The sequence below is a fragment of the Burkholderia sp. BE12 genome (genome assembly GCF_002959955.1).
Taxonomy (GTDB): Bacteria; Pseudomonadota; Gammaproteobacteria; order Burkholderiales; family Burkholderiaceae; genus Burkholderia.
The window spans coordinates 70,947-87,739 of record NZ_PREY01000025.1 but is presented as its reverse complement, the minus strand read 5'-3'; the positions used below and the strand labels follow the sequence as shown (position 1 = coordinate 87,739).

The 16,793-nt window shown below is 68.8% G+C and carries 10 protein-coding genes; 2 read left to right on the top strand and 8 right to left on the bottom strand.

Annotated elements, in window-relative coordinates; all coding sequences use genetic code 11:
- The first annotated feature begins 10 nt into the window (after nt 1-10).
- Nucleotides 11-2,431 carry a penicillin-binding protein 1C gene (gene pbpC, locus C4B30_RS25185; protein WP_089500546.1) on the top strand — a complete coding sequence of 807 codons (2,421 nt, stop codon included), beginning with the start codon at nt 11-13 and terminating at the stop codon, nt 2,429-2,431.
- Nucleotides 2,432-2,450: 19 nt separating this feature from the next.
- Here the strand turns inward: pbpC and C4B30_RS25180 are convergent, their stop codons facing one another.
- The 7 genes from C4B30_RS25180 to C4B30_RS25150 form a co-directional block, all read right to left on the bottom strand.
- Entirely contained in the window at nt 2,451-3,857 is a 1,407-nt protein-coding gene (locus C4B30_RS25180; RefSeq protein ID WP_027781372.1) for a methyl-accepting chemotaxis protein, read from the bottom strand.
- Nucleotides 3,858-4,091: 234 nt separating this feature from the next.
- A complete protein-coding gene (locus tag C4B30_RS25175) occupies nt 4,092-5,162 on the bottom strand; it encodes a porin (protein ID WP_089500545.1) in 1,071 nt (356 codons plus the stop codon).
- 214 nt (nt 5,163-5,376) lie between these two features.
- Nucleotides 5,377-7,359 (bottom strand): acetate--CoA ligase, encoded by a 1,983-nt coding sequence (gene acs, locus C4B30_RS25170; RefSeq protein WP_105133126.1) that lies wholly within the window; start codon nt 7,357-7,359, stop codon nt 5,377-5,379.
- A gap of 249 nt (nt 7,360-7,608) precedes the next feature.
- Nucleotides 7,609-9,501 (bottom strand): sigma-70 family RNA polymerase sigma factor, encoded by a 1,893-nt coding sequence (locus tag C4B30_RS25165; RefSeq protein ID WP_105133122.1) that lies wholly within the window; start codon nt 9,499-9,501, stop codon nt 7,609-7,611.
- Entirely contained in the window at nt 9,485-9,799 is a 315-nt protein-coding gene (locus tag C4B30_RS25160; protein ID WP_105133121.1) for a high-potential iron-sulfur protein, read from the bottom strand. Before C4B30_RS25160 ends, C4B30_RS25165 begins: the two co-directional genes overlap by 17 nt.
- 98 nt (nt 9,800-9,897) lie before the next feature.
- Complete coding sequence (locus C4B30_RS25155) at nt 9,898-11,103, bottom strand: c-type cytochrome (protein WP_089500543.1); 1,206 nt, start codon at nt 11,101-11,103, stop codon at nt 9,898-9,900.
- Nucleotides 11,104-11,183: 80 nt separating this feature from the next.
- Entirely contained in the window at nt 11,184-12,905 is a 1,722-nt protein-coding gene (locus C4B30_RS25150) for a methanol/ethanol family PQQ-dependent dehydrogenase (protein WP_027781366.1), read from the bottom strand.
- A 431-nt stretch (nt 12,906-13,336) separates the two neighbouring features.
- Between C4B30_RS25150 and C4B30_RS25145 the strand changes: the two genes are divergently transcribed.
- Nucleotides 13,337-15,667, top strand: a complete 2,331-nt coding sequence (locus C4B30_RS25145; RefSeq protein WP_105133125.1) for a TonB-dependent receptor — start codon at nt 13,337-13,339, stop codon at nt 15,665-15,667.
- Nucleotides 15,668-15,736: 69 nt separating this feature from the next.
- Here C4B30_RS25145 and C4B30_RS25140 read toward each other — a convergent pair whose 3' ends face one another.
- Nucleotides 15,737-16,753 (bottom strand): alpha/beta fold hydrolase, encoded by a 1,017-nt coding sequence (locus C4B30_RS25140; RefSeq protein WP_089500542.1) that lies wholly within the window; start codon nt 16,751-16,753, stop codon nt 15,737-15,739.
- Nucleotides 16,754-16,793 lie beyond the last annotated feature (40 nt).

Here is a 16,793-nt window from a genome sequence, read left to right as displayed (position 1 = left end):
GCGACCGCGCGTGATTGATGCATCCATGCTTCGGCGCGCGCGCCACGGCGCCGGCCGCTGGCTGCATCGCTGGCAGAACTGGCTCGCGGGCGCATTGCTCGTGTTCGGCGCGCTGGCCGCGTGCCGGCTGTGGCCGCATCCGCCGCTGCGCGACTGGAAACCGTCGTCGGTCGCGGTGACGGACGCGCACGGCCGCTTGCTGCGCCTGACGCTGGCGAAGGATGAGCGCTACCGGCTGTGGGTGCCGCTCGACCGGATGTCGCCGCAGTTCGTCGAAGCCGTGATGCTGCACGAGGATCGCTGGTTCCGGTGGCATCCGGGTTTCAATCCGTACGGGCTCGCGCGCGGCGCATGGATCACGTATGTGCGCGGCGGCAATCCGCAGGGCGGCTCGACGCTGACGATGCAGCTCGCGCGCTCGCTGTGGAAGCTGAACACGCGCACGCCGGCCGGCAAGCTCGAGCAGGTCGCACGCGCGGTGCAGCTCGAACTCTTCTACTCGAAGCGGCAGATCCTCGAAGCGTATCTGAACGATGCGCCGTACGGCCGCAACGTCGAAGGCGCGGGCACCGCGAGCGTCGTCTATTTCGACCGGATGCCCGACGCGCTGACGCTGCCCGAGGCGCTCGCGCTCGCGGTGATTCCGCAGGACCCGGCGCGGCGCGTGCGCGGCGGGCAGGAAGAGATCAACCGTGCACTGGCCGCGTCGCGCAACCGGCTGTATGCGCGCTGGCTGACGAAGCACCCGGGCGATGCGTCGCTTCAGCCGTTGTTCGCGTTGCCGCTCGCGATGCGGCCGCTGTCCGCGCTGCCGTTCGATGCGCCGCATGCGGTCGACCAGGCGCTCGCCGCGCGCGGCGCGTGGCGCACGACGTCGGGGGGCACGGCGGCTGCCGACAGCGACGGCGACGGCGGCGCGCGGCTCGCGACGACCATCGATCTCGACCTGCAACGCACGCTCGAACGGCAGATTTCGCGCTACGTCGCGCGCAACGATACGCGCGGCGTGCGCAACGCGGCGGCCATCCTCGTCGATACGCGCGACATGGGCGTGAAGGCGCTGGTCGGCTCGGCGAACTTCTTCGACCGGACGATCGACGGGCAGGTGAACGGCACGCTTGCGCGGCGCTCGCCGGGCTCGACGCTCAAGCCGTTCATCTACGCGCTCGGCTTCGACCAGGGCGTGCTGCATCCGCAGACCGTGCTGCGCGACGTGCCGACGTCGTTCGGCCCGTATGCGCCGGAGAATTTCGACGGTCATTTCCTCGGGCCGATCACGGCGACCGATGCGCTGAATCGCAGCCGCAACGTGCCGGCCGTGTGGGTCGCGTCCCAGCTCAAGTCGCCCGACCTGTACCGGTTCCTGCAGGACGCGGGCGTGCGCCGGCTCGCGAGCGCGCAGCACTACGGGCTCGCGCTCGTGCTCGGCGGCGGCGAAGTGACGATGCAGGATCTCGCGGCGCTGTATGCAATGCTCGCGAATCGCGGCGAGTTCAGGCCGCTGCGGCTGCGCGCGGACGAACCGGCGCTGCCCGGCCGGCGCCTGCTGAGCGCAGAAGCGAGCTACATGACGATGGACATGCTGCGCCAGCATCTGCGCCCCGACGAGACGAGCGGCGCGCAGCCGTCGAGCGTGCCCGTGTACTGGAAGACCGGCACGTCATGGTCGTTCCGCGACGCGTGGACGGCCGGCGTGTTCGGCCCGTACGTGCTGGTCGTGTGGGTCGGCAATTTCGACAATTCGACCAATACCGCGTTCGTCGGTGTCGATGCGGCCGCGCCGCTGTTCTTTCAGGTCGTCGATGCGATGAACGCCGAGCGTCCGCTCGTCGAGCCGCCGCGCGCGGTGCCGCCGAACCTGAAGCGCGTGCGGGTCTGTCTCGCGAGCGGCGATCTGCCGAACGAATGGTGTCCGCAGCAGGGCTGGACGTGGTTCATCCCGGGCACGTCGCCGATCCGCGTGAGCACCGTGCACCGGCCCGTCGTGATCGACGACGCGACGGGGAAGGCCGCCTGTCCGCCGTACGACGGCAAGCGCACCCATACGGAGGTCTTCGAGTTCTGGCCGTCGGACTTGCAGCAGGTGTTCGCGCAGGCCGGCATTCCGCGCCGGCGGCCGCCGCAGAATGCGGATTGCCGCGATGCCGGGCAGGTGGAAGGCGATCCGCCGCGCATCACGTCGCCGCTGCGCGGCAGTACGTATGCGATGCGCGTGAAAAGCGCCGACGAAACCCGCATCGCGTTCAACGCGAGCGCCGATGCGAGCGCGCATGCGCTTTACTGGTTCGTCAACGACGCGTATGTCGGCCGCAGCGCGCCGGGCGACGCGCTGTTCTGGCAGCCGCGCACGGCCGGCAGCTATACGGTGCGCGTGGTAGACGATCACGGGCGCAGCGACCAGCGGCCGCTGGGGGTGGGGCTGGAGCAGTAGGCGCGGCCCCCGCGCCGGCTCAGACGCTGTAGCCGATCCGCAGGACGCCCCATGGCCGCCCGCCGACGACGATCGGCGCGGACACGTCCTTCATCAGCACGAACTGGCCGTTGCCCATGTCGCGCCGATAGGTCTGCAACAGGAACGGCTTGCTGTGCGAGACGGACATGCGCGCCGTCCGGTCCGTGTAGATCCGGCGGTTCCGGCAATTCGCCGCGTTCCAGGCGGCGTCCGCGCGCTGGGGCAGCGAAAACTTCCGATTGTGGGTCGGCAGGTAGCACTGCCGGTCGAAGCTCGCGCAATAGACGACGCGCTCGTCCATGTCGAGCACCGGCTCCTGGATGGCGGGCAGCACGCGATCGGTAAACGCCGTGAAGCGCGTCGTGAACTGCTGCGGGTCGGTGCCTGGAATCGGTTCGTAGTGCGCGTCGAAGAGCGCGTCGAGCGCGATATCGCCGCGGCCGACCGCCTCCTCGAAGAGTTTGCTGATCGCGGCGGCCGTGCGCTGCGCGGTGTCGATCAGGCGCGTGTCGGGCGATTCGATGCCGGTCGCGGCCGTGAGCTCGATCAGCGTCTCGGAAACGGAGAGCAGATTGCCGAGCCGGTCCTTGGCCTGCGAGAAGTTGTCGGCCGAGTGCTCGACGCCGGACGCCATCTCGCCCACCTGCTCGTCGAGACGGTGGCACTGCGCCTCGATCTCGTCCGTCAGCGACGCGATCTGTTCGGCCTCGCCGGCGAGCTCGGTGATCGCGTGGCCGGTCGCGTGCACGACCTCGCCGATCGTGCGCGTGCCCTCGCGCACGCGATGCGCGCGGGCGGCGTTGTCGGTGCCTTCCGCGATCAGGTGTTCGGTTTGCTCGGCGAGCCGCGCGAGGGTCGTCTCGATCTGGGCCGTCGCCTGCCCGGTCTTCGCGGACAGGTTCTTGACCTCGGCCGCGACGACCGCGAAGCTGCGTCCCGATTCGCCGGCGCGCGCGGCCTCGATCGCGGCGTTCAGCGCGAGCAGGTGGGTCTGTCGCGCGATAACGGAGATTTCCTCGGACACGGCCCGTACGTGATCGAGCGCGTCGCGCAGCGCGCCCATCTGGTCGCTGATCGTGGTGACGCCCTCGACGAGCCCGTGAATGTCGGCGAGAGATGCCTCGATCGTCTGCTGCGACTGCCGGACCGCATTCGACGCATTCGCGCTGACATCGCGCACCTGCTGCGCGGTCTCGGCGATCCGGTGGTTGCCGCGCAGCGTGAGCGCCGCCGATTCGCGCAGCGTGTGGCACACCTGCGCCTGCCGGGCGACGCGGGCCGCGACTTCCTCGACGTGGCCCGACACGTCGCAGATCTCGATGCCGAGCCTGCCGGCCTGTTCGGCGATGTCGCCGACGAGCGCGCGCGACGAACGGCGGCCGCGGCCGATTCCGAAGAAGTTCACGTTGGTGGGTCTCCTTGAGGGCACGCGCGCCGGGTTCCCGGCGGATGTTGTGCGTGCGTTCCTGACTTGACGGCCGCACGGCCGCGGACTTGAGGTCGGGTAAACATCGAGATCGGCAGGCCGGACGGCCGGACGGATGCCGGGTGGGATGCTTGCGCGCCACGTTTCCGTGGCGCCGCCGCGGCGTGGAGCCGGACGGGCGGCGCGCGGCGGCGCCCGTCCGCGGGTGCTGCGTCAGAACACGTGGTGGATGCCGGCGTTGACGCCGACCGTCGTGCCCGGCAACCCGTACAGCGCGCCGCCCGTGATGCCGAGGCCCGTGTTCATCGCACCGTGGTTGTTGACCACGCCAACCTGTGCATACAGGCCCGTTCGCTTCGACAGGCTGTAGTCGGCGCCGATCGCGGCAAGCAGCGAATGATTGTGCGAATCGTTGCGGTCGGTCGTGTACCACGCACCGGTGTTCAGGTCGAGGGCCGGCGTGACGCGATAGTCGAGGCCGGCGCTATACACGTTGTTGCTGAACGAGCCGGCGACCTTGTAGCTCGTGAACGATGCCTTGCCGGTCACCGGCCCGAACGTATAGGCGGTGCCGATCGTGCGGCCGACGAACGCGACCGTGCTCGGCACCGGCGTCGGCGACGTGCCGCCGTTGCCGTCGTAGAGCGCCGCGTTGAGCATGAAGCCGCCGTTCGTATAGGTGAGGCTGCCGGAATACTGGCGCCCTGCCTGGAAGTCGCCGGCCTTTCCGCCGAGACCGAACATCGCGCTGGCCGTCAGCCCGGCGATCGTGGGGCTCGTGTACGAAATCGCGTTCGGGTTGAAGAGGCCCGTGACGAGCACGTTGTCGACATACGGAACCAGCGCGGCGCCGAAGTGCGAGACGTTGCGCGGATCCGATCCGAGTATCGCGAGCACGAACGGCGAGAACTGCAGGCCGACCTTCGTTTCGCCGAAGCCGCCGTCGATCCCGACCCACGCCTGGCGGCCGAAGAAGTTGCCGTTCGAATGACCGAACGCGCCGTCCGTGATGTTGAAGCCGCTTTCCAGCTTGAATATGGCGTGCAGCCCGCCGCCGAGATCCTCGGTGCCCGTGATGCCGAAGTTGGTCGGCGTCATGCCCGTGTCGGTCAGCGCGAACTGGCGACCGGCGTTGCCGCCGGTTGCCGAATCGAGCGATCGGCTCGTATAGAGCAACGCCGCGTCGAGGTCGCCGTACAGCGTGACGCTGCTCTGCGCGAAACCGTTCGTGCTTGCCGCCGCGCCGAGCAGCGCCGCGCAAATCGTCCATGTCTTGCTCTTCATCGTCTGTCTCCGTTTTGTGAGTGTTGTAATACGTACGACTAATTAAAATTTCCATGGCGGAAGCGATGCGAGCCGCCTGCATGCCGTGCCGTCGGGGAACGCACGGCGATGCTTCTCGCCGGCGCGAAGGCGGCCGCGAGCCCGGCTCGGGAGCGGGCTTGCGGTCGTGCCGAGGCGCCGCGGTGAAGCGATACGCCCGCCGTGGCGGGCGGTGTCACATCGAGCGGTTCAACTGCTCGAGGATGGCCGGATTCTCGAGCGTGGACGTATCCTGCGTGATCGCCTCGCCCTTCGCGAGCGAGCGCAACAGGCGCCGCATGATCTTGCCCGAGCGTGTCTTCGGCAGGTTGTCGCCGAAGCGGATGTCCTTCGGCTTCGCGATCGGCCCGATCTGCTTGCCGACCCAGTCGCGCAACGTCTTCGCGAGCGCCGCGGCTTCGTCGCCTTCCGGGCGCGAACGCTTCAGCACGACGAACGCCACCACCGCCTCGCCCGTCGTGTCGTCCGGACGGCCCACCACCGCCGCCTCGGCTACCAGTTCGTGCGACACCAGCGCCGACTCGATCTCCATCGTGCCCAGCCGGTGGCCCGACACGTTCAGCACGTCGTCGATCCGGCCCATGATCGTGAAGTAGCCGCTCTCCTTGTCGCGCACCGTGCCGTCGCCGGCGAGATACAGTCGCCCGCCGAGTTCCTCCGGGTAGTAGCTCTTCTTGAAGCGCTCCGGGTCGCCCCAGATCGTGCGGATCATCGCTGGCCACGGCCGCTTGACGACGAGAATCCCGCCTTGCCCGTTCGGCACGTCGTGGCCCGTCTCGTCGACCACCGCGGCCGTGATGCCCGGCAGAGGCAGCGTGCACGAGCCCGGCACGGTCGGCGTGGCGCCCGGCAGCGGCGTGATCATGTGGCCGCCGGTTTCGGTCTGCCACCACGTGTCGACGATCGGGCAGCGCTCGTGGCCGACGTGCTTGTGGTACCACATCCACGCTTCCGGATTGATCGGCTCGCCGACCGTGCCGATGATGCGCAGGCTCGACAGGTCATAGCTCTTCGGGTGGACCTTGTCGTCGGCTTCGGCCGCCTTGATCAGCGAGCGGATCGCCGTCGGCGCGGTGTAGAACACGGTGACCTTGTGATCGTCGATCATCTTCCAGAAACGGCCGGCGTCCGGATAAGTCGGCACGCCCTCGAACACGACCTGCGTGCCGCCGCACGCGAGCGGGCCGTACGTGATGTACGTATGGCCCGTGACCCAGCCGATGTCGGCGGTGCACCAGAACACGTCCGTGGGTTTCCAGTCGAAGGTCCACTTCATCGTCTGCGCGGCCCACAGCAGGTAGCCGCCCGTGCTGTGCTGCACGCCTTTCGGCTTGCCGGTCGAGCCCGACGTATACAGGATGAACAGCGGATGCTCGGCGCCGACCCAGGTCGGCTCGCAGCGCTCGGATTCGCCGTCGGCGAGTTCGTGCATCCACAGATCGCGCGGCGCATGCCAGTCGATCTTGCCGCCGGTGCGGCGATAGACGATCACGCTCTTGACCGCTTCGCAGCCGCCCATCGCGATCGCCTCGTCGGCGATGCTCTTGAGCGGCAGCGTCTTGCCGCCGCGGGCCTGTTCGTCGGCGGTGACGAGCGCGACCGCGCCGACGTCGACGAGCCGCTCGTTCAGCGATTTCGCGGAGAAGCCGCCGAACACGACCGAGTGCGTCGCGCCGATGCGCGCGCAGGCCTGCATCGCGACGATGCCTTCGATCGACATCGGCATGTAGATGACGACGCGATCGCCCTTGGCGATGCCGCGTTTCTTCAGCGCATTCGCGAAGCGCGACACGCGTGCGAGCAGGTCGGCATAGGTGACGCGGGTGACGGAGCCGTCATCGGCCTCGAAGATCACCGCGACGCGCTCGCCGTTGCCGGCGTCGACGTGGCGGTCGAGGCAGTTGTACGACGCGTTCAGCTCGCCGTCGTCGAACCATTTGTAGAACGGCGCCTGGCTCTCGTCGAGCACCTTGGTGAACGGCTTGTGCCACGCCAGGCCCTCGCGCGCGAGGCGCGCCCAGAAGCCTTCGTAATCCTGCTCGGCCTCGGCGACGAGCGCGCGATAGGCCGGCATGCCGGAAATGGTCGCCGTCTTCTCGAGCGCCGCGGGCGGCGCGAACTGACGGGTTTCGTGAAGAACCGATTCGATCTTGGACAAGCGTGTCTCCATGCGTTCATGTGATTCCTGACGGCGCTCGGGGAAACGCAACATGCATGCCAGCCGGGCGACCGCTGCGCGACTGCGCCGAAAGCCTTGACTGCCGGGCGCGTGGCGCCGACCCGGTCGGATCGGCGGTGTCGCGCACGGGAGCGCGATGCGGCGTGGCGTTCAGAAATGCAGCAGATCGTGTTGCAGTCCTGAGCAGTCGACGTGCGTGCCGGATGGTGGCCGGCCGTCGCGGCCGCGTCAGGCGAGCAGCGAGCGTAGTGCCGGCGCGTGCCTGAATTGACGGATGCGTTCGAGCGCCGCCACCTCGAGCTGACGGACGCGTTCAGCCGACAGGTTCAATTGCCGGCCGATCTCGCGCAGCGAATACTCGCTTTCGACATCGATGCCGTATCGCAGGCGAAGAATCCACGCTTCGCGTGTCGGGAGGCGGTCGATCAGCGCGGCGACCGCCGCGCGCAACTGGCCGGCGCTTGCCGCTTCTTCCGGCGTCGGTGCGTCGGGGTCGATCGTGACGTCGCACAACGTGAGGTCGTGATCGGGCGAAACCGGCAGGTCGGCGGAGATCGGTTCGCGCACGATGCTCATCAGCTCGCGCACCTTGTCGACGGGCAGCCGCATCTGCGTGGAGAGCGCCCGCGCGTCGGCGACGTCGCCGGTTCGTTGCCGATGTATTCGCGCGAGCCGCGACAGCTTGTTGAGCGTATCGACCGTATGCGCTGGCACACGTATCGTGCGCCCGAGATCGGCGAGCGCATGCGTGATCGCCTGCCGGATCCACCAGGTCGCATACGTCGAGAATTTGAAGCCGCGCCGGTGATCGTAGCGATCGACGGCCTTCATCAGGCCGATATTGCCTTCCTGGATCAGATCGGAGAACGGCAGGCCGCGATCGGCATAGCGTTTGGCGACCGAGACGACGAGCCGCAGATTGCTCTGAAACAGCTTCGTTCTCGCGGGTTGCGTCGCCCGCTCGATGCGCGAGAGTCGCGCATCGAGCGCGATCGCGATGTCGAGCGGCAGGAGAGACTGGCCGGCGAGGCGAGCGAGCATGCCGCGCGTGTCGATCAGCGCCGGCGCATGGCGGGCGAGCGCGGCGGCGCAGTCGGGATGCGCGGCGCCGCATGCGTACAGCCATGCGCGTACGTCGTCGCACCGTGTGAAAAGGTCGTGGCGCGCGGGTTCCAGATGTATGCCCGAGGCGGCCAGCGTGTCGAGGAGCCGTTTTTCGAACGTGCGTGCCCGAGTCGCGCGCTCGCGGTTCGCCTGCCCGATACGCTCGATCGCGCGCGAGGTGAAGCGGATTCTGTCGGTCGACGCGGCAGCCTCGCGCAGTAGCGCCCGGTAAGCGGCCGACGCGAAACCGTCCGCGTGCAATGCGTGCTGCATCGCCGAGGCCAGCGCGCCCGCGCGCTCGAGCGCTTCGACGACCGTATCGCGCCATGCCGGGCTGTCGAGCGAAGGACCGACGGCATCGTCCGGCGCCGGCGACTCCGCGGTCGAATCGTCGGGCAACATCGCCGGCGCGCTCGCGGACGGCTCGATATCGCCGGCGAATCCCGTCACGTAAACCGACGCCGCCACCTTGCCGGCGCGGATGTCGCTCGCGATCTCCGCGATGACGGCGAGCGCCGCCGGGTCGCGGCTCAAAGCGTCGATGCATGCGGCGCGGCCGCTTTCCAGCCGAAGCGCGAGCGCGATCTCCTCGTCGCGTTCGAGCAGCGGCGTCGCGCTCATTTCCCGCAGATAGAGTCGGACGGGGTCGTTGGTCCGGCCCGCGAGCAGATCGTCGGCCGCGAGCGGCGTCGATGCGTCGACGAGCGGCGACGCGACGTCCGACATCTGCGCAAAATGGCGGTCGAGTGTCCACGCGGTACGCGCGCCGGCATGCTCGCGCACGTCGATGCCGAGCTCGCGCAGCATCGACGCGGCCGCGTCGAAATCCGCGCGTTCGGCCGCGTCGTCGGACGACGCGTCGGGCAATGCATCGGCGATTTCACCGTGCGTCACGTATCCGCGCTCGACGCCCAGCGCGATCAGCGCATGCAGATGGACCGCGCGTTCGGCGTCCGCGCCGCGCCGCGGCGCGCCGTCGCGCTCGCGAGCGGGCCCTGCATCAAGCGCGCTTGGCATAGACGTTGCACCAGCCTTCGGCGGCAACCGTCTTGCCCGCGAACATCGGGCACGTACCGGAGGATTCGCCCGCGGCGGCCTTGTAGAAGCGGCAGTTCGAACAGGTCTGGCCGGCCTGATACTTCGGGAACTTGCCGGCGTCGACGGCCGTCGCCTTTGCGCGGTAGCCGAGCGTCTTCGCCGCGGCGTCGTTTTCGTCGACGGGCGCTGCGGCGGCGAATGCGCGCGTGCCGGCCGCGAGTGCGGCGCACAGGCCGGCGGCCTGCCCGAAGAAGGTTCTGCGAGGGCGGGAGATCATGGTGTCGTCCTGAATGAAATGACAAGAAAAAGTCGGGCCCGCGCGCCGGTCATGCTGACTGGCGCGGCGGTCGACCGAAACGAAAGCGGGCGGGAAAGTTACTTGCGCGGCCCGGCGACGAGCGGCGCCTTCGACGCGTTGGCGATATCGGCGGTCAGCTTGCTCTTCGACGCGTCGTAGCCGTTCGAGTAAAGCAGGAACGCCATCAGGTCCTCGTATTCCTGTGCGGTCATCTTGCCGGGGCGGTCGGCCGGCATGTTGCTCGACATGTACAGGAAGATGCCGCCGACCGTGATGTGCGACTTGCCCTCGGGCGCGAACGATTCCCCGCTCAGCGCGGGTGCGGTGTTGCCCTCGAGCTGGTCGCCGTGGCATTTCGCGCACGAATCGGTATAGAGCTTCTTGCCGTGTTGCACCTGCGCCTGGTCGAACGACGGGACGCCGCTGCCTTCGCTCGTCGAAACCTTGATGAAGCCGCTTCTTGCCGGCTGCCGAGCGGCCGCGATCGCGCCGTCGAGGAACCGGCCGCGCACGGGCGTCGCGGCGGCTTGCGCGATGTCGTCGGGAAGCGTCCAGCCGCGCGTGAGCGATGCGAGACGGCCGTTGCCGCTCATTTGCGACAGCGTGGCGTCGATGCGCTGTTGCAGCGCGTCCTTGCCCGGCCCGAACGCGAACGACAGTTGCCAGTCGGAGTACGGTGACGACGTCGCCGCCACCTTGAACCGTTGTTGCGGGTGCGCATGCGCGTAGGCGACGACGCTCGGATACCAGACGATCGCGCGCTGGGCGCGGCCGGCGGCGAGCGCGCCGATCGTTTTCTCGCTGGTGTTTTCGAGGTCGAAGCGGGCGTTGGTCTGCTGCGCGGCGATCAGTTGCGACGGGCTGCCGTACGTGGCCGCGATCGTTTCCTTCGCGCCGGTCGGCGCTTGCGCATCGCGCAGGGAAACGCTGACGTAGCCGGAGCGCAGATAGCCTTGCGAGAACGTCATTTTCGATCCCGACGCATCGGCGATCGCCGAACGCGGGAAGCCCGCGATCACGTCGCAGTCGCGTTCGAGCGATTTCGTCAGCTCGCCGGCGGAGATGCCGTCGTCGTCGCCGTTGTCGTCGACGCCGCGTTTGTTGAAGGTCGCGGCGATGCCCGCGGTGCGGAACACTTCGCGCGCAACGGAGCGGTCGAGCGCCGTGGTCGGGCTGCCGGGCAGCGTGCAGACGCGCACGCCGGCCGACGCGGCTGCCGGTGTCAGCGCCACGCCCACGGCGAGCAGACTGGCGACGGTAACGGAAGTGAGGCGAGTATTCATGGTCGTGTGTCCGGTTGAAGCGGGTGGGGCGTCGCGCCCGCATCGGGCGCATGCGGGCGCGACTCAGGCGTGGCGCCTGTTCAGTTGAGCGCGAACACGTAGAGCGTGCCGCCGCGCGGGACGTCCTTCGCGATGTCGGCCATCGGGCCGCCCCAGATCGGGTTCGCGCCGCCGTAGCCGGCGAGCACGGCGACGTACTCCTTGCCGTCGACCTCGTACACCGACGGCTGCGAAATGATGCCGCTCGCCAGTTGCGGGCTTTCCCAGAGCACCTTGCCGGTCGCCGTATCGAACGCGTACAGGTGGCCGTCGAGCGAGCCGCTGAACGCGAGGCCGCTCGCCGTGGTCGCGACGCCGCCGTTCCACGGCTTCTTCGACCAGTGGCTCCACAGCTTCTTGCCGGTGTTCACGTCGATGGCCGTCAGTTCGCCGTAGCCTTCGCTGCCCGGCTCGGGCTTGATCTCGAAGCCTTCGCCGAGATACGGCAGGCCTTCCATGTAGCTGACCGACTTGCCGGTCAGGCTCATGCACGCATGCAGCGCGGGCACGACCGCGATGTTGCGTTCCTGGTCGTACGAGATCGACCACCAGTTCTTGCCGCCGAGGAAGCTCGGGCACGTTTCGATCGTCGTGCCGGCCTTCGGGAACTTCGATGCGTCCTGGACCGGCTTGCCGTCGGCCGTGTAGCCGGTGACCGACAACGTCTTCACGAACGGCGTCGCGTAGATCAGCTTGCCGGTCGTGCGGTCGATCGCGTGGAAGAAGCCGTTGCGGTCGGCGTGGATGATCGCGTCGTAGTCCTTGCCCTTGTACTTGATGTCCGCGAGGACGGCCGCGTTCACGCCGTCGTAGTCCCACGTGTCGTTGTTCGTGTACTGGTAGTGCCACTTCAGGTTGCCGCTCTTCGCATCGAGCGCGAGCAGCGAGTCGGAATACAGGTTGTCGCCGGGACGCAGCGCGGCGAGCCACGGGCCCGGGTTGCCGACGCCCCAGTACAGCGTGCGCGACGCGGCGTCGTACGTGCCGGTGAGCCACGCGGCGCCGCCGCCATGGCTCTGCATGCCGTCGGGCCAGGTTTCCGCGCCCTTTTCGCCGGCGCCGGGGATCGTGTAGCGTTTCCAGACCTGCGATCCGTCCTCCGGATTCAGCGCGGCGATGTAGCCGCGAATGCCGTATTCGCCGCCGGACGTGCCGACGACGATCGCGCCGTCGATCGCGAGCGGCGCGAGCGAGAATGCGTAGCCGAGGCCCGGCTCGAACATCTGCTTCTTCCATACGAGATTGCCGGTCTGCGCGTCGAGCGCCGCGATTTCGCCGTTCAGCATCGCGATGTAGACGTTCTTGCCGTACAGCGCGACGCCGCGGTTGACGACGTCGCAGCACGCGGTCTTGAACGATGCGGCGCCGAGCTTCGGTTCGTATTTCCACAGCTGCTTGCCGGTCTTTGCATCGAACGCGTAGACGTTGTCCTTCGGCGTCGTCACGAACAGGTAGTTGCCGTTGACGATCGGCGTGGCCTCGAAGCCCTGCTTCAGGTCGGCGGGGAATTTGTACGCCCACACCTGCTTGAGATCCTTCGCGTTCGACGTGTCGATCTGCTTGAGCGGAGAATGCGAGCGGCCGTCGTAGGTGCGGTAGTAGGTCAGCCAGCCCGGATCGCCGTGTGCATCGGTCAGGCGCTGGTAGGTCACGGCCGGGTAGTCCGCGGCCGCTTCGACGAGGCCGGGGTTCAGCGCGACGGCGGCCGCCACCGCGATTCCGATCGTCGCCAGCCGGCTCGCTGAAGCCGAGAATTTCTTCATGGTTGTCTCCTGGGTCATTGTGGTCGCACCGCCGCGAACGAGTCGTCGCGCCGGCACGGTTGGGATTCCGGGCCGAGTGCACTGCCCGTTACGCAAGTCGCATGCCATCGCGGCCGGAAGCCGGCGTGGTGCGGCATACCGGCGCATCGCAGGTGATGCGTCGCTCGACGCATCGCGCCATCGGCTCAACGAAGGTGTTGCATTCAGGTACACCGTCGCGCGCGAAGTGTTGCCAAACATGACAGGTGGCGCAGTCCGCGGAACAGCGGGCCGTCGGTCGCACGCATGTCGGTTCGAGGCGGTGGGCGGCGCAGCACGCACCCCTCGTGCTGGGGGCGCTGGCACGGTTCTCGCGCGCCGGCTTCGCGACAACCCGTCGCCGCGCGGTGCATCGCACGGGCCGACGCAATACGAGTGCGGAGACAACGGAAATGATCAGGAGACCAAAGGCAGCCGCGCGCGACGGCGCGACGCGGCGTGGCCGGCGTGTGCGAGGCGTCGGCACGGCCCTCGGCGCGCTGGCGCTGTTCGGCCTGCCGCCCGGCAGCGCGCGCGCGCAGCAGCAGGCGGATGGCGCCGCGCTCGCGCTGCCCGCCTCGACCGTCGTGCTGCCCGCGGTAGTCGTCGTCGGCACGACGCCGCTGCTCGGGATCGGCACGCCGCTGTCGAAGGTGCCCGCGAACGTGCAGACGGTGCGTGCGGCCGAGCTCGACGTGCAGCACCGCGCGACGCTCACCGATTTCTTCGCCGCGAACCTGCAGAGCGTGACGATCTCGGACGCGCAGGGCAACCCGTATCAGACGGACGTCAACTATCGCGGTTTCACCGCGTCGCCGCTGCTCGGCACGCCGCAGGGGTTGTCGGTATTCGTCGACGGCGTGCGCGTGAACGAGCCGTTCGGCGACGTCGTGAACTGGGATATCCTGCCCGCGCAGGCGATCGACCGCGTGCAGTTGATTGCGGGCTCCAACCCGGTGTACGGACGCAATACGCTCGGCGGTGCGCTCGCGATCACGACGAAGAACGGCCGCTCGAACCCGGGCGGCGAAGCGGAAGTGTCGGGCGGCGCTTGGGGCCGCAAGACCGCGGCCATCGAGCAGGGCGGGACGATCGGCCCGAACCTCGACTACTACGCGACCGCGAACGTCGCGAACGACGGCGGCTGGGCCGACCATAACGCGAGCCGCGTGAGGCAGGCGTTCGGCAAGCTGCGCTACACCGATGCGGACACGACGCTGTCGATCGCCGCGGGTGGCGCGGACAACACGCTGTCCGGCACCCAGACGATCCCGCGCTCGTTCCTCGGCAACCCGAAGCAGGCATATACGTATCCGGACCGCAACCGCAACAGCGCCGGGTACCTGACGCTGTCGGGCGACCGTTTTTTCGGCGAGCACGTCGAGCTGAGCGGCAATGCGTACTACCGGCACCTGCGCAACGCCAACACGAGCAGCAACAACAATACCGACTACGGATCGGTGGGCGACGACGGTGCGGTCGACACGGTGCAGGGCAGCAACGCGCAATCGACGGTCGTCACCGACAGCTACGGCGGCAGCGTGCAGCTCACGCTGCTCGGCAAGCTCGGCGGGATGGCGAACCGGCTGGTTGCCGGCGTTTCGGCCGATATCGCGAACTCGAGCTACGTCGCGTCGTCGCAGGATGCGTCTTTCACCGACGCGCGCGCAGCGATCGGCATCGGCGATTTCGTTCGGCAGACCAGCGCGAAGACGCGCAACGCGAACGTCGGCGCATACCTGAGCGATGCGCTGTCGCTGACGCCGCACTGGACGTTGACGCTGTCGGGCCGCTACGACTGGTCGAAAGCGCAGATCGGCGACGAGAGCGGCGTGCAACCGCTGCTCGACGGCAACCATGTGTTCTCGCGCTTCAACCCGGCCGTCGGGCTCAACTGGAATCCGGTCGCGGGCTTTACCGCCTATGCGGCCTACAACGAAGGCATGCGTTCGCCGACCGCGATCGAGCTGGCGTGCGCGGACCCGGCCGCGCCGTGTTCGCTGCCGAACGACTTCGTCGCCGACCCGGCGCTCAAACCCGTGATCTCGAAGACGTTCGAGGCCGGCGTGCGCGGTCGCATCGGCGCGGCGACGAGCTGGAGCGCCGCCGCCTACCGCACGACGCTGACCGACGACATCCAGTTCATCAGCAGCCCGGCCAGCGCGCAGGGCTATTTCCGCAACGTCGGCGACACGCGGCGGCAGGGTGTCGAGCTCGCCGGCCGCACGCGGTTCGGCCCGCTCGGTGTCGGGCTGTCGTACAGCTATGTCGATGCGACCTACCGTTCGTCGTGGACCGAACACAGCCCCGCGAATTCGGCGGCCGACGCGCACGGCAACGTGACGGTCAAGCCGGGCGAGCGCATGCCCGGCATTCCCGCGCATACGGTGAAGCTGCGGCTCGACTACGCGGCGACGCGCGCGTGGGACATCGGCGCGAACGTCACCTGGCGCAGCGACGTGTACGCGCGCGGCGACGAGAACAACGGCGACGCGAACGGCCGGATCGCGGGCTACGTGCTGGTCGATCTCGACATGCGTTACCGGGTCACGAAGCGGTTCGAGGTGTTCGCGAGCGTGACGAACCTGTTCGACAAGCGCTACGCAAGCTTCGGCGCACTCGGCCAGAATTTCTTCAACGGGCCGAACCACACGTTCGACGGCGCCCATCCGGCGAACGAGCAGTTCGTCGGGCCGGGCGCGCCGCGCGGCGCGTGGGTCGGCGTGCGCTATGCGTGGGATTGAGCGGCGCGCGATCGCGTGGGCGGCGGCCGCGTGCGTGGTCGCGTCATGACCCGAATGGGCGCGGGGCCGTCACGTGAACGGCACCGCCGCGAACATCGCATTCACGGCGCGTGCGACGCTGCGGGCCAACGCGGGTTCGCTGGCCAGATGCCCGGCCTTCACGCATTCGATTCCCGCCTCGGGAGCGGCTCGCGCGAGGCGCTCGACATTGCCGACCGGGCAAACGGGATCGTGCATCCCGTGCGCGGCGAATAGAGGCACGCGGGCCTGTGCGGCCCGTCGCGCGAGCGCGAGCACGCGGCGCTCGCCGAGCCAGCAATCGTGTTGCAGGTAGTGCGCCTGGATCCGGTATTTGTCGATCAGCCGGCCGACGGTCTTCGCCGAGCGGATCGCGCGCACGGGCGAGCGGCGCGTGTGTGCCGATGCGAGGACGGCGTTTTCGTACGCGCGCCACGCGAGCGCCACGGCGCGCTGCCGGGCGGGGCTCGCGCCGTGGCGCAGCCGCTGCGCGCAGCGCGACAGCAGGCGATCCGGCCGGCCGCCGCCGGCCGCCGCATGCAGGCGTCGCCATTCGCGCGGCGCACGCGAGCGGGACGTCATGAAGAGCCCGCGGACTTCGCGTGGCGACGTCAGGAACAGGCCGCGCAGCACGACGCCCGTCACCCGCTCCGGATGCGTGCCCGCATACGCGAGTGCGAGCGCGGCGCCCCATGATCCGCCGACGACGCCCCAGCGTGCGATGCCGAGCTGCTCGCGCACGGCCTCCAGATCCGCGATCAACTGCGTGGTGTTGTTGTGGCGGGTGCCGCCGCGCGGAGCCGATGCGCCCGCGCCGCGCTGGTCGACGAGCACGACGCGCACGCGGGTGAGGTCGAACAGCCGCAGGATGCCGGCCTGGCTGCCGCTGCCGGGGCCGCCGTGCAGCACGACGACCGGATGGCCTTGCGCGGCGCCGGCCACGGCGAATGCGATCGATTGCGCGTCGCGGTGCAGGCGTCGGCGAACGGGCGTGGCCGGCGACGCCGGCGTGTCGGGCAAGACCCGCGGTGCGGGTGACAGCGTGGATCGAATCGGGCGACGCGTCATGTCGATAGGGTTCGGGCGGAATCGAGGGAGGCAACCGTCA

Bases quoted from the DNA above. Each gene is read 5' to 3' on its own strand.
- C4B30_RS25160 (WP_105133121.1), bottom strand. From the start codon at position 9,799: ATGATCTCCCGCCCTCGCAGAACCTTCTTCGGGCAGGCCGCCGGCCTG.
- C4B30_RS25175 (WP_089500545.1), bottom strand. From the start codon at position 5,162: ATGAAGAGCAAGACATGGACGATTTGCGCGGCGCTGCTCGGCGCGGCG.
- C4B30_RS25165 (WP_105133122.1), bottom strand. From the start codon at position 9,501: ATGCCAAGCGCGCTTGATGCAGGGCCCGCTCGCGAGCGCGACGGCGCG.
- C4B30_RS25140 (WP_089500542.1), bottom strand. From the start codon at position 16,753: ATGACGCGTCGCCCGATTCGATCCACGCTGTCACCCGCACCGCGGGTC.
- C4B30_RS25150 (WP_027781366.1), bottom strand. From the start codon at position 12,905: ATGAAGAAATTCTCGGCTTCAGCGAGCCGGCTGGCGACGATCGGAATC.
- C4B30_RS25145 (WP_105133125.1), top strand. From the start codon at position 13,337: ATGATCAGGAGACCAAAGGCAGCCGCGCGCGACGGCGCGACGCGGCGT.
- C4B30_RS25155 (WP_089500543.1), bottom strand. From the start codon at position 11,103: ATGAATACTCGCCTCACTTCCGTTACCGTCGCCAGTCTGCTCGCCGTG.